Below are 16,913 nucleotides of genomic sequence, written 5' to 3' on the forward strand. Positions count from 1 at the left end.
TACAGCGTGCGGTCTAGAAGTCCACGCCTGGCATATTCAGAGCAGGCAGTGGGCCGTCCCCCATATATTTTTTATACAGCTCGGCATAGCGGCCAGAAACCACCTGATGCCAGACAAACACTTTGGCCCAATTGAGGAATTCCTGATCGCCCCGGCGAACCACCAGCCCATCCATATCCGCCAGCGGTGCCAGGCCGCCGGTAGCAAACGTCGGGAACTGGCCGCTGGCCGCCAAGGTGTTATAAACGGCGGAGGCCTGCAAAATTGCATCCACTTTGCCCTGCTGCAGCGCCATAAAGGTTTCAGTATCGCTGGCAAACCCGATGTAACTGGTGCCGCTATCTTTCCAACGCCCCTGCAACTCTTTGTTAAACAGCTGTTCGAAGGTAGAACCCACGACCGCCCCCAATTTTTTGCCGCGCAGCTGTTCGTAATTGGTGATGCCGGTGTCTTTGCGCGTTACTACGGTAACGGTGTAATTCACATAGGGCTGGGTGAATGCCACCGTCATCGCCCGCTCCGGTGTGATGGTGGTCGAGCCAACGACAATATCCACCCGTTTGGAGACCAGCGCAGGGATACGATCTGAAGCCGGCGTCTGAACAATAACCGGCTCCACCCCCAGGGATTTCGCCATATCCTGGCAATAGGCCACATCATATCCATCAGGTTTATTGTCAGGCGTCATAAACCCTGAAGGCGGGGAATCAAGCACCACGGCACAGCGTAATTTCTTGGCTTTAATAACAGCATCCAGCGTCGATTCGGCCTGGGCCGCATGGGTAAGAAACAAGGCTGTTAACACAATAAAAACGGCTGACTTTTTCGTATGATTAAACATAATAAATTCCCCGCGATGGTTTAATTAATAATAGCTATAGCTCCATTAACATTCGTCCGAGTCACTTCTCATGCAAGGCAATAATCGGTAACAAACAGGCAGGTCTAATTATTTACGGCCGATATCAGCAATCGGGCCTAATTCTTTCTCAATTAACGGTATGACTTCTTTACTGAAGCGATAGAGCGATTTCTGCGCCCGCGCTAACGGCATACAACCAAACTGGAAATTACAGGTGTAATTTAACGGATTTAGCTTTTTAATATCAGCAATCATCTTTTCAGCCACCTGATAGGCATCGCCGACCACCATATTGTCGGCATATCGCTCCAGGGTATATTCCCCGTCAAAGGCTTCGTTGCGGATGTAGCCATCGGCGTCGAGCGGCAATTGCGCCTTGCGTAAATGATTTGCCATGCGGCCAACATAACGCGCGCGTTCGGCTGCCTCCAATGCTTCAGCACGGCTGTCGGTCACGTGGACATATTGCATAATGGCCAACGGCTTAGTGGCAGGGTTCTCACCCAGGTTCTCCCAGCTTTGGTTCAGCCCCTCGACCATTTTATACAAGACCGGTGAGCCCAGCGTGCTGGCAGCATGGAACGGCACCGCCCGCCATTTATTCAGCCGCGCCAACAACCGTGGATGCGATGTAGTAACAAATAAAGGCGGCAACGGCGACTGATAGGATTTGATGGCAAACGTGGTATGAGGAATCGAAATATGCTCGCCGTTGTATTCCACTTCCCCGGTGACCAGGGCCTGCTCAATCACATCCCAGTATTCAAGGAAAATGTCGACCTTCTTATCCAACGCCACATGGTAACGGTCAAACTCATACTGCTGATAGCCGGTGCCCATGCCCAAAACCAGCCTGCCATCAGTCATGGCGTCAACGGCGGCAATTTCCTGTGCCAAACGCAGCGGGTGGTAAAGCGGCAAAACCAATACGCCGGGCGCCAGCTTGATTTTGGTCGTCCAGCCAGCGGCGTTGGCCACCATCAGCAGCGGCGACGGGCTGCTGGAGTAATTGGCGAAATGATGTTCGGCAAACCACGCAATATCAAACCCCACTTCTTCCGCCGTCTTCACCATGGTTTGGGTATCGCGCATAACGCCCTTCACCCCCGCCGGATGATCACGCAAGGTCATCAGGCTAAATAATCCGAGTTGCATCTTTTTCTCCTGCTTTGCTAATGGTTGGCCCGGCACAAAAATGGCTAATCCGAGCCGGCGTTGGATAACGGGACAGAAGTGACGTAAGCGCCATTCTGGTAGATAAGCGGTGCAATCTCATGGCGGTATTGGCAGTCGCTCACCCGGCCGATCACAATGTGGTGTGTGGCATAAGGTATGCTTTGATCCAGTTCGCAAAACAGCAGCGCCTGGGCGTCGGCCAGGTATGGTACACCCGCCGGGTTGCTGCGCCATTCGCCGGTGGCAAAGCGTTCATGCGGCGGCTGCGGTGTACTGAAGCGTTGCGAAACAGCGGCATGCTCTTTATTCAGCAGGTTGATGCAGTATTTTTTCTGCGACAGCAATGGCGTTAACAGGCTGGACGAACTGTTGATGCACACCAGAACGGCAACAGGATCAAAACATAAGGAAGTCACCGCGGTGGCGGTAATGCCGTAAGGGACGTCTTCATGCCGGCAGGTGATAACACAGACCGTGGTGGCCAGCCGCCGCATACAATGGAGAAAGTTATCTTTGACGTGATTCATCAACCTGACCCCGCAAAACACCGTTCAATAACGTTGATTATTGATACTCCACCCCAGCAATATGGTAGATTGTCAACAATGTTAAATTTATGTATTCATCATTCGTCAGGCAGGGTTTGATTGTCAATAAATTGTTTAATTTTACGCCATATGAAATTCATATGCATAAATATATTCTTTACATTCAACAAGTTACCATAATTTCACAACGGTATCGCTTCTGCCGGGAAACGGCAGTTTCGGGCTATTCTCCGATGCTTTTATCGGCGCAATGAATTAAGCCAGAGGGTTAAAAACCTCGCTGTTTACGCCAGTTCCGTACAGGGAAACTCGCCGCAGTATCAGGTGCGCCAAACCGGCGCTTGGTCAAAGACGGCTGGGTTTGCCGCGTGTTATTATGCCCGCTCATAGCAATAGGAGGTGATATGGAAAACTACTTGGGGATTTTTTTGCGCGCAGTTTTTGTTGAAAACATGGCTCTTAATTTCTTCCTGGGTATGTGCACCTTCCTGGCGATATCGAAAAAGGTAGATACGGCATTTAAACTGGGCGTAACCGTTACGCTGCTGTTAGCGATCGCCACCCCGCTGAATAATCTGATTTATCATTACCTGCTGCGGGAAAACGCCATCATTGAAGGCGTCGATCTCAGTTTCCTGGATTTCATCACCTTTATCGGCGTGCTGGCTGCGCTGGTGCAAATCCTCGAAATGCTGCTAGATCGCTACGTTCCGTCGTTGCACCAATCACTGGGCACCTTTTTACCATTACTGACTATCCATTGTGCGATTTTCGGCGCGACCATCTTTATGGTGCAGCGCGAATATAATTTCACTGAATCTTTTGTCTACGGCACCGGCTGCGGTATCGGCTGGCTGCTGGCGATCGTGTCGCTAGCCGGCCTGCGCGAGAAAATGAAATACGCCAATATGCCTAAAGGGTTGCAGGGGTTGGGCAGTGTCTTTATGACCGCCGGGCTGATGTCGCTTGGTTTCATGTCTTTTGCCGGGATCAAGCTTTAAACCTGGCCGCTTGAAAATATAAACGGGGAGCGTGTCGCCACACTCCCCGCTGAAAGTTCTGGAGGCGCTTTCCGCCTCATACTGCCGCTTACGATTGCTTGGTCTGCACCCAGAATGCGTGGATCAGCCCCGGAATATAACCCAGCAGTGTCAAAATAATGTTAAGGATGAATGCCCAGCCGAAGCCCTTCCCGAGCAGTACGCCCAATGGTGGCAAAATAATGGTAAACACAATCCGCCAAAAACCCATAATATCTCCTTGCGTGATTTCCGTATGTTCAACATATTACAGCTACTTAATATTATCAAACGCTTATCAGAATATTCTCAGCATCAGCCATGCCCGTAACGCCATTATTTCAATCGGGATAGCAAAACCTATTACGCCACCGGGGAAATAACACACAAACTTAAAGGTTTTTTCCGACCTACCCGACACTTTTGCGGCTATAACAAAGATAAAATGAAGCATTGATTATCTGGCTGGCTGCTCCTAGAATCGCCGCCAAAATAATAAGAGGAGCCTGTTTTCATGTCGCAACTTTGGGTAGCAACACAATACTTTTACTTATTTGGCCTTGTATTTTCCATGGTTTTTACCTACCTGGTTAGCCGGGATACGATCAAAATCCGCTGCATCAGCGCGTTAATCATCGGCCTGACCTGGCCACTTAGCCTGCCAGTGGTTTTACTTTTTTCATTATTCTGAACCGGCTATCACTCGGCCTGGTTCTGCCATCCACTGCGGCCTGATTAGCCTTTGGGTATATGCGGCTCTGAAATGTCCACCAACCGGCAGAGTTTACTGAAATTGTCGGCGCTCTCGCAGATCTTGTCGGTGACAAACAAGCCAAGATAGCCGATCACCAGCACATAGCCGATCATGCACAAAACGAAAATAAACGTCTTCACCCCAATCCCAACCTAACCGTCGCTTTTATCTATCATACCGTGAATAACGCCGATTCGCCCATGCAAAACAAAAGGCGCGGTGACTATGGTCATCTCTGAGATGAAATGTTATGTTATTACATAACTTAATACCCTGTAGATATCATCATGGATCGACACGCTCCACCGCTGCTGGCCGTCAACAACCTTACGTTGGTGTTGGATGGCAAAACCAAAATCAACAAATTGAGTTTTGAACTGCAACACGGTGAGAGCCTGTGTTTGTTGGGCGCCTCTGGCTCAGGCAAATCACTCACGGCGAGCGCCATTCTGGGGACGCTACCGCCCAATGCCGTCCTAAGCGGTTCTATCCGCGTGTGCGGGCGGGAAGTCGGCGGCCAACGCTTGCAGCAACGCAACGCTGCGCTGGTAGCCGCGATTTTTCAAGATCCTTTCACCACCTTGAATCCACTGGTTAGCGTTGGCAAACAGTTGGGGATGGCGTTGCGCTATCAACAGGGAATAAGCCGCCGGGCAGCCGATGCCTGCGCCAGCGAACTGCTGGCGGCGCTAGGCCAGGAACCCAGCGCCATTATGCCGCGCTACCCCAGCCAGCTATCAGGCGGGCAATGCCAACGAATCTGCGCCGCCCTGGCGTTGAGCGGGCAACAGCGCCTGCTGATCGCCGATGAGCCCACTACCGCACTGGATATGGTCAGCCAGCATCAGGTGATTGAGCTTTTACGCCAGTATGCTAATCACACCAGCGGCAGAGGGCTGCTGTTTATCACGCATGATGTCACCGTTGCCAGTGCACTGTGCCAACGCGCCGTTATCTTGGCCGGCGGCCAGCAGATTGAGCAAGGCCCGATCGGCCAAATCATGCAGCGGCCCACCCATGCCTATACCCATAGCCTGGTTACGGCGGCCCGGCAGATGTATCAGGCTCATAGCGGCTTGCGCCAGGCGGTATAACCATGCGCGCCGAAATGCCGTTTATCAGTATGCAAAATGTCAGCCGCCGTTATTCACCGCAGGCTATCGGGGTGGCGGGAGTAAACCTGAATATCTACGCCGACGAATGCATCGGGCTGGTCGGCTGCTCCGGGGCCGGCAAATCCACCCTGTTAAAACTCCTGTTGGCGCTTGAAACAGCAGACGGCGGGCACATTCATTGCCAGGGACAGTTGTTGGAGGCCGCCAGGCCGCGCCGGTTACTCGGATATCGCCGGCTGGTGCAATACGTGCCCCAGGATGCCCATGCCTCACTGAACCCGCGCCATACCGTGGCGCAGCTTATCGCCGCGCCGTTGCGCCAACTCGCACCGCAGGAAAATGCCCAGGCGATCACCGAACGGGTTCTGGAACAGGTTGAACTGCCTCAACGGCTGGCGCATGCGCGCCCAAATGAACTTTCCGGCGGCCAGGCGCAACGCGTGGCATTAGCACGCGCTATCGCCTTGCAGCCCCGTTTTCTGTTGGCGGATGAACCGGTGAGCGGGCTGGATCTGCCGCTGCGCCAGCAAATGATCGCGCTGCTGCGCCGCCTGGCGCAGCAGCAGCAAATGGGCATGTTGATCGTCTCACACGACATTTCGCTGGTCGCAGCCCTGTGCCAGCGAACCCTGGTGATGGATCATGGCGCGATCGTCGAAGATCGCCCCACCCACGCATTGCTGCAACACCCCCAGCATGCGGCCACCCATGCGTTGATCGCCGCGATACCGCAACTGCCTACCCACATTTAACCCCGGAAGGAGCTATTGATGTTACCCCTGCGTTTTATTGGCCCCGCCTGCCTGATGGTCAGCAGCGTCCTACTCAGCGGCTGCTTTGATCCTGCTGCCCCCGAAGAAACCAGCGCAAATGAAAAAAGCATTCGCCTGGCGATGCTACAACCGCCGCGTTCGGGCTTAACGCCGCTGAGTGATGATGCGTTCAAACTTTCGCGTTGGAGCAATAGCGAAACGTTGGTGATATTAGACGACAACGGCGATATACAGCCAGCGCTGGCGACCGAATGGCAACCGCTGGACGCACAGAGCTGGCGTTTTCGTTTGCGCCAAGGCGTTCAGTTCCATGACGGCAGCACATTCGATGCCCATAGCGTGGTGCGCTCACTCCAGGCCGCCATGCAGGCCGCGCCAAAACCGCGGATTCTGGACGGCGTGGAACTGACCGTCAGCGCTGACGGCGATAACGCCGTGATTATCCGCAGCGCCACACCCGATCCGCTGCTTCCCCAGCGCCTGTCCAGCCCGCAGCTCGCGATCCTGGCTGCCAGGGCATATGGCGCCAACGGCACGGTTAACCCACTGCGTGCCGGCACCGGCGCTTACGTGTTGACCGAGATCAACGGCACCAGCAGCGCCCGCCTGCAACGGTTCGATAACTATTGGGGGGAGAAAGCCGCGGCGCCAGGGATCGACGTCAGCTTTGTGCCCGACAGCACCGCCCGTGCCGCCGCCTTGCGGACCGGCAGCGCCGATTTGGTGGAAGCGCTACCCATTTCGCAACTGCCGCTGATTGACCCGGCACTGATCCATGAAGTCCCCATGCCGCGCACCAACACCCTGTATCTGAATACCCGCCACGGCGCCTTCAACGATCCGGCCGTGCGGGCGGCAGCAGCGGCCGCCGTCCAACGCCAGCCGCTGATCGATAACGTCTACGAAGGGCGCGCCGATATAGCCGCCGGCCTGCTTGGCCCGGCATTGCCCTGGGCCGCCGCGTTACGCCAGGCACCGCCCGCCGCAGCACCTGCCGCGATCGGCGGCAAAACCATCACGCTGGCCACCTTCAGCGATCGTGCAGAGCTGCCGGAAGTCGCTGTGTTTCTGGCGCAACAGCTCACCGCCGCCGGCTTTGAGGTGAAACAGGAAGTGCGTGAATACGCGCATATCGAAGCGGATGCCCTGGCCGGCAAGTTTGACGCCTTTATTCTTTCCCGCGCAACGGTGCTGGATTCAGGCGATCCGGTGGCTTATATGTACAGTGATTTTGCCTGCCACGGCTCCTTCAACATTTCACAACTGTGCGATCACCAGGTGGATGCTGCGCTGGCGCAGGCCGCATCGCTCCCGGCCGGCCAACAGCGCCGCCAGGCGATTATGGCGGCGGAGAACAAAATTCTTGCCACCCACGCGGCCATTCCGCTATTGCATGAACGGGTGATACAGGGGGAAGCCGCCAACATGCGGCATGCCGCGCGCGATCCGCGTGAGCGCGTATTGGTCACACCAGCCAGCATGATTGCACCATGATTGCGATGAAAACCGTCAGGCATGCCTTGCTGCCGCAGCTCTCCCGCCTGGCTGCCCTGCTGGCGATGGGGCTGTTTGTCGGCCTAATGCCCTGGTTATCCGGGCGCGATCCGGCTCTCAGCCTGTTGCGCGCCCGCTCGGGCGATCAAGAAGCCACCCAGGAAGCGCTGGCCGCCATTAGCCAGCGTTACGATCTGGATGACGGCCCATGGGCGTTGTTTGGCCGCTGGGTTTATCATCTGTTTCAGGGGGATGCCGGCAACTCGTGGATCTCGGGGCAACCGGTATTGCCGGGAATGATGCAGGCTGCCGGAGTATCCCTGGCGTTAATGGGTTATGCGTTGGCGTTGGCCTTGATTGTGGCGCTGCTGCTGGCGTTACCAGCGCTGTGGCGTGGGCTACACGGCAATAGCCGACGCGCGACGGGCACGCTGGCCGTCACATTAACAGCGCTGCCTGAGTTCTTGCTGGCGTCGCTGGTGTTGATTGTGGGGGCGGTCTGGCTGCGCTGGTTCCCGCCATACGGCTGGCAAAGCCTGAATAACGTTGTGCTGCCCGCGCTGGCGCTTGGCCTGCCTGCCGGGGGGCTGCTCGGCCTGCTGTTCAGCGATGGGCTCAGCGCCACCTTCAATGAGCGCTGGCTGCAGACATGGCACCTGGCGGGGATCCCTTGGTATCGCAGCCTGCAGGCCGTATTGCAACGCACCCTGCCCGCGCTGCTGCCGCAGATCGGCCTGGTAATGATCGGTCTGACCGGCGGCGCTGTGGCGGTGGAAAAGGTGTTTGCCATCCCCGGCCTGGGGCGGGCAACGCTGGGCGCCGCTATCGCCCAGGATTTGCCGGCCTTGCAGTGCGGCCTCTTGCTGTTACTGGCGATCGCCTTTTGTGCCGGTCTGGCTGGGCAAGCACTGCATTACCTCTTGCTGGCGCGGATTGCCGCCGTGCTGCCGAATACGCCGCCACGGCGGCAGGATGGCAAAGCGCTGCCGATCGCCATCATCGCCGCGCTGTTGCTGGGCCTGATGGTGGCTACCGGCCTGCTGCGCGATCCCTTTTCTTCCCTGCATCTGCGCCTGCAGGCCCCCAGCCTGGCGTTGCCGTTCGGCGCGGACGCCACCGGCCGCGATATTCTGGCGCGTGTGGCCCACGGCGCGCTCAATACCTGCCTGCTGGCGCTGGCCGTGAGCTTTGCTGCGCTGCTGTTGGGGCTGGTGTTCGGCATGCTGCCGCGCCTGGCCTGCGGGCTGATTGAGCTGGCGAACGCCACGCCGCCGATCATTGCCGGGCTGTTGGTGATCGCCATCACCAGCCCCAGCGCCTATGGCGCTGCGGTGGCGGCGCTGTTGGTCAGTTGGGCGCCGTTGGCTGCACATTGCGCTTCGTTGCTGGAGGAAACGCGCCGGCAGGCTTATATCCGAATGCTGCCGGTCTTGGGCATCGGCCCGCTCCGCACGCACACCCACTACCTGCTGCCCGCGATCATGCCGGCCCTGCTGCGCCATGCCATGCTGCGCCTGCCGGGGATCGCACTGGCGTTGGCGGCGCTGGGGTTCCTCGGCCTGGGCCCCCAGCCGCCGAGCGCGGATTGGGGGCTGCTTCTGGCTGAAGGCATGCCCTATATCGAACGCGCGCCCTGGGTAGTTCTGCCGCCGATCGCCGCGCTGATCCTGCTATCGATCCTGGCGATATCCCTGGCTAATCTCTCGGGCCAGCGGCGTGGCTGAACGCGCATCCTGGCTCGCTTTGCGGTAATATACCGCCCAAACTTACGCCAGCCGGGATCACCCATGCACCACCTGATGTTAGATATTGAAACCCTGGACACCGTGCCCAGCGCGGTGATCCTGGTTGTCGCCGCCGTATTTTTCGATCCGAAAACCGGCCAACTGGGCGCCGAGTTTGAAGCCGCCGTCAGTTGCCAGAAAGCGCAACCCGGGCGCACCATCAGCCTCGATAGCGTAGCCTGGTGGGCCAGGCAATCCAACGAGGCGCGCAAGTTGGCCTTTGGCGGCAGCGAAACCCTCAAACGCGTGTTATCCAGTTTCAGCCGTTTTATTCATATGAATGCCACGGACAGCGTCAAAGTATGGGGTAACGGCAAGGAGTTTGACTGCGCGATCCTGGAACATGCGTTTCAACAGCTTGAGCTGCCCTGCCCCTGGCGCTTTTGGGATACGCAGGATGTGCGCACCATCATTACCCTGGCGGAACTGCACGGTTTCAACCCGAAAAAAGAGCGGCCGTTTGAAGGTACTCCCCACCGGGCGCTGGACGATGCCAAGCATCAGGCTCGCTATGTGGCGGACGCCATTTCAGCCCTGTATTATCGGAAAGCGCCCGTGTCATAAACCTTGCCTTTACCGCACAGGGTTTGTGCTTTACTTCTTTCTTTTTCTGGCGAGGGTCACTACTCTACTCACCTTTGTCACTCGGATGTGCTGACTTGTTATGCAAAGATACCTTTTTCTTCTTCTGAGCCTGGTATTGTTCGGGCCGTTGGGGATCGACCTTTACCTGCCCACTATCCCGGCTATTGCGCGCGGCCTGAACAGTAGCGAAACGCTGATTCAGTCCAGCATCCCGCTTTTTATCCTGGTGCTGGGCATTGGGCAAATCATTTCCGGCCCGCTGGCGGATAACTATGGCCGCAAACCGATCGCCATCATGGGGATTGCGCTCTATATGGCGGGCTCGGCCATGGCGGCGCTGGCCACCTCGCCGGGGGTATTTATCGCTTCCCGCCTGCTGCAAGGGGTGGCGGTCTGCTGCACCTCCGTCGTCTGTTACAGCGGCGTGCGTGATCGCATGAGCGGCGATGATGCCGCGCGCGCGTTTGGTTTCCTTAACGGCACATTGAATATCGTTCCGGCACTGGCGCCGCTGCTAGGCGGCCTGTTGGCGGAAAACTTCGGTTGGCGCGCGCCCTTCTGGTTCCTGATGAGCTACGCCCTGGCGGTGATGATCTTGATTGCCCTGCGCTTCCCGGAAACGCGCCCCGAGGGCACCCAACCGGTGCGTGGGCTGCCGTTGCGGCAATATGCCCGTATCTTCAGCGATCACCGTTTTCTGGGATTCACCCTGGTTAACGCCGGGGCGATGGGGATGGCGCTGACCTATGTTTCGCTGGCACCCAATGTGCTGATGGGCACCGCCGGCCTGACGCCGCTGCAATTCTCCCTCGCTTTTGGCGCCAATGGGTTCTGGATTATGTTCGTGACCTTCTTCGCTAACCGCATCATCCGTAAAATCGGCCGCCCGGTTTGCCTGTTCACCGGCGGCATGTTGATGCTGCTGGGCGCCATTGGCCTGTTTCTGGGCGTGAGCTTGCTGCCGGCTGGCGCGCAAACCCATTGGCTGGCCTATATGCTGCCGGTGGCTTCGTCCTGCGCCGGGCTGGCGTTTGTCATGGGCCCGGCCACCAGCTATGCGCTGGAGCCTTACTCGACGGAGGCCGGTGTCGCTTCTGCGCTGGTGGGCTTTGTGCAGATGGCGGGCGGTGCCGCGCTAGGGCTTATCGCGATGACGTTGCCATTGCCACCCAAGCTGGCGCTGGCGCTGGTGATGCTGACCAGTTGCCTGCTGGCGCTGCACGCGCGCAAGCTCAGTCGCCAAAGCACCAGCCATATTGAGAAGATTGCCTAAGGTTTACTGGCCGGCCACCACCGGCACCCGCGCCGTTAATGCCGTCAGCAGTTCGTAACCTAGCGTTCCGGCTGCGGCGGCCACATCATCAACCGGCAACCGCCGCCCCCACAGTTCCACCTCTGCGCCGATATTCGCCTGCGGGCACGGCGTTAAATCCACCGTCAGCATGTCCATCGATACGGTGCCCAGCGTGCGGGTCAGCACGCCATCCACCCACACCGGCGTGCCAGTGGGCGCATGGCGCGGATAGCCATCGGCATACCCGCAGGCGACCACGCCCACGCGCTGTACACCGCTGGCGGTATAACGGCCGCCATAGCCTACGCGCGCACCGGGCTGCACCAGTTGCACGCCGATGATCTCACTGCTGAGCGTCATCGCCGGCTGCAGGCCGAAACCGGCGATATCGCGCCAGTTACCGGTCGGCGATGCGCCATACAGAATAATGCCGGGCCGGATCCAATCGCCGTGGGTTTCAGGGTGCCAGAGCGTCGCCGCCGAGTTCGCCAGGCAGCGCGGCAGATCCATACCGTTGGCCGCCTGCTCAATAGTCGCAATCTGTTGTTCAACCCCTTCCGGGCCATCTGCGGTGGCGAAGTGGCTCATCAGCGTAATGGAACGGATATTGCTGATGCCGCGCGCCCGCTGCCAGCTTGCCTGTAACTCCGCAGGAGGGAAGCCCAGGCGGTTCATGCCGCTGTTGACTTTCAGATAGATATCCAGCGGAGCCGTAAGGTTGGCTTCGGCAATCGCCTGCAGTTGCCAGGCGCTGTGCACGGCGGTTGTTAACCGGTAACGGTCGATCAGCGCTAAATCCTCCGCCCGGAAGAACCCCTCCAGCAGCAGGATCGGCCCCTGCCAGCCCGCCTCGCGCAGCATTATCGCCTCGGCGAAATCCAGCAAGGCAAAACCATCGGCTTGCGCCAGGCGGTGCCACACTCGCTGGAGGCCATGACCATAAGCATTGGCCTTCACCACCGCCCAAATGTTGGCCTGTGGCGCATGGCGGCGAATAACCTGCAAATTGTGTTCAAACGCAGAAAGGTGCAGTGTTGCTGTAATTGGGCGGGGCATGGCCTCTCCTTAGAGCCTGTTGATGCCGCCATGGAGCGCCCACGGCGGCAGCGATAATTAAGGTTAGCGCACAGGGTGCGCGCTTTTGTGCGGCACCGCCCCCTGCTTGCCATAACCCGTACGATAACGCTCCACCGACAAATCCTCAAACGGGATAGCCGGCGACGTGCCGGAGATCAAATCGGCCAGCAGTTGCCCCGAGCCGCAGGCCATGGTCCAACCCAGCGTGCCGTGGCCGGTATTCAGAAACAGGTTTTTCACCGGGGTGCGCCCTACCACCGGCGTGCCGTCCGGGGTCATCGGCCGCAGGCCGGTCCAGAAGGTGGCTTGTTCAACGTGGCCGCCGTGGGGGTACAGATCGCGCACAACCATTTCCAGCGTGGCGCGCCGCTTTTGTTCCAGCGCGGTGTTATAGCCGACAATTTCAGCCATGCCGCCCACGCGGATCCGTTGATCAAACCGGGTAATGGCGATTTTATAGGTTTCATCCAACACGGTGGAAACCGGTGCATCGGCCTCTCTGGCGATGGGGATCGTCAGTGAAAAACCCTTCAGCGGATAGACCGGGATCGCGACCAGATCGCGCAGCAGCCCGGTGGAATAAGAACCCAGCGCCACCACATAGCTATCACCGGTGAATACCTCATCCCCAGATTGCACGCCGACGATGCTATCGCCTTCCACCAACAAACGGTCAATGCTGCGGTTATAGCAAAAGGTGACGCCCGCCTGTTGCGCCATCAACGCCAGCCGTTGGGTAAACAGTTGGCAGTCGCCGGTTTCATCATTCGGCAATTGCAGGCCGCCGGTCAGCTTGTGCGCCACCTGTGCAAGGGCAGGCTCAACGCTTGCCAACTGCGCGGCTTCCAGCAGTTTATACGGCACGCCGGCGTCTTTTAGCACCGCGATATCCTTGGCCGCATTTTCAAACTGCTGGGCCGTGCGAAATAGCTGCAAAGTGCCCCCCTGCCGCCCTTCGTACTGAATGCCGGTTTCCTGGCGCAACGCTTTTAAACAATCGCGGCTGTACTCCGCCAGGCGCACCATACGCCCTTTGTTCGCCATATAATGTGCGGTGTCGCAGTTCTTCAGCATCTGCCACATCCAGCGCAGTTGGAAGCTGCTGCCGTCCGGGCGGATCGCCAACGGCGCATGGCGCTGGAACATCCATTTGACGGCCTTTAAAGGAACCCCCGGCGCAGCCCAGGGAGCGGCATAGCCCGGCGAGATTTGCCCGGCATTACCCGCGCTGGTTTCAAGCGCCGGCCCGGGTTGGCGCTCAATCACTGTCACTTCATGACCGGCTTTCGCCAAATACCAAGCGCTCGCCACGCCCACAACGCCACTACCTAAAATCACCACTCGCATAGCAGACTCCACGCTCAGGCCGCCCCAAGCATAATCCTCTGCTCACCAAGGATTAGCTCAGAGGAAATCTCCAAACAAAAAATTAACCATTAGACACGATACCGTCACATTTCATTTATCCTTCAAGCACTATGCTTTTGCAATAGCCAGGAAAAAATAGCGATAAGATAGTGCCCAATGGCCGGTATCGAAGAAAATTACGGCTAACATGCTAGCAATGACAGCAAAGCCATCAATCAAAAAGCGCCACTGAATAACAAGCGGCTAACAGACAGCATCAAACGCTCACTGGCATTTTATTAGACCAATATGCTAACAAAATGGCGAATTTAGAGATTTTTGTGTTGGTGAGGATCGGTATGCCGGTAGCAGAAAAAACTCAGCGCATCTGCCCGCCCTTTACGCCGTCAACGCCATTCCGTTGAATTTTTAAACTTTATACTCTAAATAATTCGAGTTGCAGGAAGGCGGCAACGCAGCGAACCCCCAGGAACTTACTGGAGTAAGTGACTGGGGTGAGTGAGGAAAGCCAACGCATCTGCAACTCGAAGTATGACGAGTATATATGATTATTCGCTACGGCCAGATTGAGCTACGCTTGTAATTAGGGCTCGCCGTAATGAGCATAGCCCGTTAATAACGAGGGTGCGCTGATGACTACTTCAACATATGAAAAGGTTAAGGATGACAAACGTCTGAGCGACGGACCAGACTGGTCGTTCGATCTGCTGCAAGTTTACTTGGAGCAAATTGACCGCGTAGCCAAGCACTACCGGCTTGACACCTATCCACACCAGATTGAGATCATCACCTCCGAGCAGATGATGGATGCTTACTCGAGCGTTGGGATGCCGATCAACTATACCCACTGGTCATTCGGCAAAAAATTCATCGAGACAGAACAGCGTTATAAGCACGGGCAACAGGGGCTTGCCTATGAGATTGTGATTAACTCCAATCCCTGTATCGCCTATCTGATGGAAGAAAATACCATCACGATGCAAGCGCTGGTCATGGCGCATGCCTGCTATGGGCACAACTCGTTTTTCAAAAATAACTACCTGTTCCGCAGCTGGACGGATGCCAGCTCCATTGTGGATTACCTGCTGTTTGCTCGTAACTACATCAGCCAATGCGAAGTGCGCTATGGCATGGATGAAGTGGAAAAGTTGCTGGACTCTTGCCATGCATTGATGAACTACGGCGTCGATCGCTACAAGCGCCCGCAAAAAATTTCACTGCAGGAAGAGAAAGCGCGCCAGAAAAGCCGTGAAGAATATCTGCAAAGCCAGGTGAACTCACTATGGAAAACCTTGCCGCGCGTTGATCGTGAGGCAGTGCCGGAACAGGTGCGCCGCTACCCAAGCGAGCCGCAGGAAAATATTCTCTACTTTATGGAGAAGAACGCCCCGCTGCTGGAACCGTGGCAGCGCGAAGTGCTGCGCATTGTGCGCAAGGTGAGCCAGTATTTTTACCCGCAAAAGCAAACCCAGGTGATGAACGAAGGCTGGGCCACTTTCTGGCACTACACCATTCTTAACCACCTGTATGACGAAGGGCGGGTTACCGATCGCTTTATGCTGGAGTTCCTGCATAGCCATACCAACGTGGTGTACCAACCGCCTTACAACAGCCCCTATTACAGCGGTATTAATCCGTATGCGCTGGGCTTCGCCATGTTCCAGGACATCAAGCGCATCTGCCAGGCGCCCACCGAAGAAGACCGCTACTGGTTCCCGGATATCGCCGGCAAAGACTGGCTGGATACGCTGCACTTCGCCATGCGCGATTTCAAGGACGAAAGTTTCATCAGCCAGTTCCTGTCACCAAAAATCATGCGCGACTTCCGGCTGTTCACCGTGCTGGATGACGATCGCAACAATTTCCTGGAGATATCGGCCATTCACAACGAATCGGGCTACCGCGCAATACGCCAAGAGCTTTCGGCACAGTATAACCTCAGCAACCTTGAGCCGAATATCCAGATCTGGAATGTGGATCTGCGTGGTGACCGCTCGCTGACGTTGCGCTATATCCCGCAGGATCGTGCACCGTTGGATAAAAGCCGCCGCGAGGTGATGAAGCATGTGCACCGGCTGTGGGGGTTTGATGTGATCCTTGAGCAGCAAAACGAGGATAACAGCGTTGAGCTGCTGGAACGCTGCCCGGCGCGGCCTGCGCCACTTTAAACGCTAATATCCCCTACCATTGCCAAGCGGCCCGAAAGGGCCGCTTAACGGCGGGCCTCTGTCAGATCGCTTGGCATCGTGCCTTGCATGCTGTGCCAGATGGCGCCACTTTCTTTACCGTAACTGCGCACCGTGTCCATCACCTGTTCATACAGCCGCTCATGGCACAAGGTGGAAAGTTTGTTATAGAAGCTTAACGCCAGCTTGCGCGCTTCCGGGTTCGAAAAATAATACCGCCCCACACGCGTATACAACCCTTTCAACCCGTTCAGGATAAGGCCGTAAATCGGGTTGCCGGAAGCGAACGCTAGGCCGCGGAAAATCTCGTAATCCAGATGGTTGAACGCATCGGCCTGATCTTCAACTTCGGCGGCTTTAGCCAGCACTTCCTGCGCCTGCTCCGGATGGTTACGCACCGCAGCGCGGATAAAGATGGAGGCGATGTTGGTGCGAACGGAAAGCAGGTTGTCGATAAGCTGCGGCACGCTGTTGTGATCAAGGCGCGCCAGCGTCTCAAGAATATTCAGGCCGGACGTTTCCCAGAAGTTGTTGACCTTGGTGGGTTTGCCGTGCTGAATGGTCAGCCAGCCATCACGCGCTAAACGTTGTAAAACTTCACGCAAGGTAGTGCGCGTTACGCCGATCAACTCTGAAAGCTCACGTTCCGCAGGCAAAATAGAGCCAGGGGGGAAGCGATTATTCCAGATACTCTCGATAATATACTCTTCCGCGAAACCGGCAGGACTTTGCGCCTTGATGACCATGTATTTGATATTCCGTAACGACGATAATCAGAAAGTAGAATCAGCTGATCATACCAGATCGCCTCCGGCATGACATAGCCTGAGCAAAAAACATTAAACGAAAGTGTGCATAAACCGGCAAAAAACGAGCGA

Annotated in this window: 17 protein-coding genes; 9 read left to right on the forward strand and 8 right to left on the reverse strand. The window is 56.7% G+C overall.

Annotation, left to right across the window (positions count from 1 at the left end; genetic code table 11):
* Positions 1-13: 13 nt before the first annotated feature.
* The 3 genes from AC559G_RS23200 to AC559G_RS23210 form a co-directional block, all read right to left on the reverse strand.
* Entirely contained in the window at positions 14-841 is an 828-nt protein-coding gene (locus AC559G_RS23200) for a transporter substrate-binding domain-containing protein (protein ID WP_095844497.1), read from the reverse strand.
* A gap of 108 nt (positions 842-949) precedes the next feature.
* Complete coding sequence (locus AC559G_RS23205; protein ID WP_498915002.1) at positions 950-2,017, reverse strand: LLM class flavin-dependent oxidoreductase; 1,068 nt, start codon at positions 2,015-2,017, stop codon at positions 950-952.
* Between the two features lie 44 nt (positions 2,018-2,061).
* Positions 2,062-2,565 (reverse strand): flavin reductase family protein, encoded by a 504-nt coding sequence (locus AC559G_RS23210; protein WP_462616089.1) that lies wholly within the window; start codon positions 2,563-2,565, stop codon positions 2,062-2,064.
* 425 nt (positions 2,566-2,990) lie between these two features.
* Here AC559G_RS23210 and nqrE point away from each other — a divergent pair, with 425 nt between their 5' ends.
* Positions 2,991-3,587 (forward strand): NADH:ubiquinone reductase (Na(+)-transporting) subunit E, encoded by a 597-nt coding sequence (gene nqrE, locus AC559G_RS23215; protein WP_438598859.1) that lies wholly within the window; start codon positions 2,991-2,993, stop codon positions 3,585-3,587.
* An 88-nt stretch (positions 3,588-3,675) separates the two neighbouring features.
* Here the strand turns inward: nqrE and AC559G_RS23220 are convergent, their stop codons facing one another.
* Positions 3,676-3,837, reverse strand: coding sequence for a YqaE/Pmp3 family membrane protein (locus AC559G_RS23220; RefSeq protein ID WP_095844501.1), 162 nt, complete (start codon positions 3,835-3,837; stop codon positions 3,676-3,678).
* A gap of 282 nt (positions 3,838-4,119) precedes the next feature.
* Here AC559G_RS23220 and AC559G_RS23225 point away from each other — a divergent pair, with 282 nt between their 5' ends.
* Complete coding sequence (locus AC559G_RS23225; RefSeq protein WP_095844502.1) at positions 4,120-4,296, forward strand: GhoT/OrtT family toxin; 177 nt, start codon at positions 4,120-4,122, stop codon at positions 4,294-4,296.
* A gap of 44 nt (positions 4,297-4,340) precedes the next feature.
* On the opposite strand, the gene AC559G_RS23230 is transcribed toward AC559G_RS23225, so the two are convergent.
* Entirely contained in the window at positions 4,341-4,499 is a 159-nt protein-coding gene (locus AC559G_RS23230) for a hypothetical protein (protein WP_438598860.1), read from the reverse strand.
* 147 nt (positions 4,500-4,646) lie between these two features.
* On the opposite strand from AC559G_RS23230, the gene AC559G_RS23235 reads away from it, so the two are divergent.
* The 6 genes from AC559G_RS23235 (at position 4,647) to AC559G_RS23260 (ending at position 11,383) form a co-directional block, all read left to right on the forward strand.
* Positions 4,647-5,453: an ABC transporter ATP-binding protein gene (locus AC559G_RS23235; RefSeq protein ID WP_498915005.1), complete on the forward strand. Its 807-nt coding sequence runs from the start codon at positions 4,647-4,649 to the stop codon at positions 5,451-5,453.
* Between the two features lie 2 nt (positions 5,454-5,455).
* Positions 5,456-6,226 (forward strand): ABC transporter ATP-binding protein, encoded by a 771-nt coding sequence (locus tag AC559G_RS23240; protein ID WP_498915007.1) that lies wholly within the window; start codon positions 5,456-5,458, stop codon positions 6,224-6,226.
* An 18-nt stretch (positions 6,227-6,244) separates the two neighbouring features.
* Positions 6,245-7,741 carry a periplasmic substrate-binding domain-containing protein gene (locus tag AC559G_RS23245; RefSeq protein WP_498915009.1) on the forward strand — a complete coding sequence of 499 codons (1,497 nt, stop codon included), beginning with the start codon at positions 6,245-6,247 and terminating at the stop codon, positions 7,739-7,741.
* Complete coding sequence (locus tag AC559G_RS23250) at positions 7,738-9,465, forward strand: ABC transporter permease family protein (protein WP_498915011.1); 1,728 nt, start codon at positions 7,738-7,740, stop codon at positions 9,463-9,465. The genes AC559G_RS23245 and AC559G_RS23250 overlap by 4 nt, the downstream gene beginning before the upstream one ends.
* A 63-nt stretch (positions 9,466-9,528) precedes the next feature.
* Positions 9,529-10,089 carry a 3'-5' exonuclease gene (locus AC559G_RS23255; RefSeq protein ID WP_498915013.1) on the forward strand — a complete coding sequence of 187 codons (561 nt, stop codon included), beginning with the start codon at positions 9,529-9,531 and terminating at the stop codon, positions 10,087-10,089.
* Positions 10,090-10,189: 100 nt separating this feature from the next.
* Entirely contained in the window at positions 10,190-11,383 is a 1,194-nt protein-coding gene (locus AC559G_RS23260) for a multidrug effflux MFS transporter (protein ID WP_498915015.1), read from the forward strand.
* Between the two features lie 3 nt (positions 11,384-11,386).
* Here AC559G_RS23260 and dadX read toward each other — a convergent pair whose 3' ends face one another.
* Both dadX and AC559G_RS23270 read right to left on the reverse strand, forming a co-directional pair.
* The gene (gene dadX, locus AC559G_RS23265) at positions 11,387-12,460 is read right to left on the reverse strand and encodes an alanine racemase (protein WP_498915017.1); all 1,074 of its coding nucleotides are present in this window, start codon (positions 12,458-12,460) and stop codon (positions 11,387-11,389) included.
* A 63-nt stretch (positions 12,461-12,523) separates the two neighbouring features.
* Complete coding sequence (locus AC559G_RS23270) at positions 12,524-13,828, reverse strand: D-amino acid dehydrogenase (protein WP_498915019.1); 1,305 nt, start codon at positions 13,826-13,828, stop codon at positions 12,524-12,526.
* A gap of 653 nt (positions 13,829-14,481) precedes the next feature.
* On the opposite strand from AC559G_RS23270, the gene AC559G_RS23275 reads away from it, so the two are divergent.
* A complete protein-coding gene (locus tag AC559G_RS23275) occupies positions 14,482-16,017 on the forward strand; it encodes a SpoVR family protein (RefSeq protein WP_438598484.1) in 1,536 nt (511 codons plus the stop codon).
* A gap of 44 nt (positions 16,018-16,061) precedes the next feature.
* Here the strand turns inward: AC559G_RS23275 and fadR are convergent, their stop codons facing one another.
* Positions 16,062-16,781, reverse strand: coding sequence for a fatty acid metabolism transcriptional regulator FadR (gene fadR / locus AC559G_RS23280; protein WP_438598485.1), 720 nt, complete (start codon positions 16,779-16,781; stop codon positions 16,062-16,064).
* Positions 16,782-16,913 lie beyond the last annotated feature (132 nt).

It is taken from the genome of Gibbsiella greigii, assembly GCF_039540155.1.
GTDB lineage: Bacteria > Pseudomonadota > Gammaproteobacteria > Enterobacterales > Enterobacteriaceae > Gibbsiella > Gibbsiella quercinecans.

Bases quoted from the DNA above. Each gene is read 5' to 3' on its own strand.
- AC559G_RS23200 (WP_095844497.1), bottom strand. From the start codon at position 841: ATGTTTAATCATACGAAAAAGTCAGCCGTTTTTATTGTGTTAACAGCC.
- AC559G_RS23205 (WP_498915002.1), bottom strand. From the start codon at position 2,017: ATGCAACTCGGATTATTTAGCCTGATGACCTTGCGTGATCATCCGGCG.
- AC559G_RS23210 (WP_462616089.1), bottom strand. From the start codon at position 2,565: ATGAATCACGTCAAAGATAACTTTCTCCATTGTATGCGGCGGCTGGCC.
- nqrE (WP_438598859.1), top strand. From the start codon at position 2,991: ATGGAAAACTACTTGGGGATTTTTTTGCGCGCAGTTTTTGTTGAAAAC.
- AC559G_RS23220 (WP_095844501.1), bottom strand. From the start codon at position 3,837: ATGGGTTTTTGGCGGATTGTGTTTACCATTATTTTGCCACCATTGGGC.
- AC559G_RS23225 (WP_095844502.1), top strand. From the start codon at position 4,120: ATGTCGCAACTTTGGGTAGCAACACAATACTTTTACTTATTTGGCCTT.
- AC559G_RS23235 (WP_498915005.1), top strand. From the start codon at position 4,647: ATGGATCGACACGCTCCACCGCTGCTGGCCGTCAACAACCTTACGTTG.
- AC559G_RS23240 (WP_498915007.1), top strand. From the start codon at position 5,456: ATGCGCGCCGAAATGCCGTTTATCAGTATGCAAAATGTCAGCCGCCGT.
- AC559G_RS23245 (WP_498915009.1), top strand. From the start codon at position 6,245: ATGTTACCCCTGCGTTTTATTGGCCCCGCCTGCCTGATGGTCAGCAGC.
- AC559G_RS23250 (WP_498915011.1), top strand. From the start codon at position 7,738: ATGATTGCGATGAAAACCGTCAGGCATGCCTTGCTGCCGCAGCTCTCC.
- AC559G_RS23255 (WP_498915013.1), top strand. From the start codon at position 9,529: ATGCACCACCTGATGTTAGATATTGAAACCCTGGACACCGTGCCCAGC.
- AC559G_RS23260 (WP_498915015.1), top strand. From the start codon at position 10,190: ATGCAAAGATACCTTTTTCTTCTTCTGAGCCTGGTATTGTTCGGGCCG.
- dadX (WP_498915017.1), bottom strand. From the start codon at position 12,460: ATGCCCCGCCCAATTACAGCAACACTGCACCTTTCTGCGTTTGAACAC.
- AC559G_RS23270 (WP_498915019.1), bottom strand. From the start codon at position 13,828: ATGCGAGTGGTGATTTTAGGTAGTGGCGTTGTGGGCGTGGCGAGCGCT.
- AC559G_RS23275 (WP_438598484.1), top strand. From the start codon at position 14,482: ATGACTACTTCAACATATGAAAAGGTTAAGGATGACAAACGTCTGAGC.
- fadR (WP_438598485.1), bottom strand. From the start codon at position 16,781: ATGGTCATCAAGGCGCAAAGTCCTGCCGGTTTCGCGGAAGAGTATATT.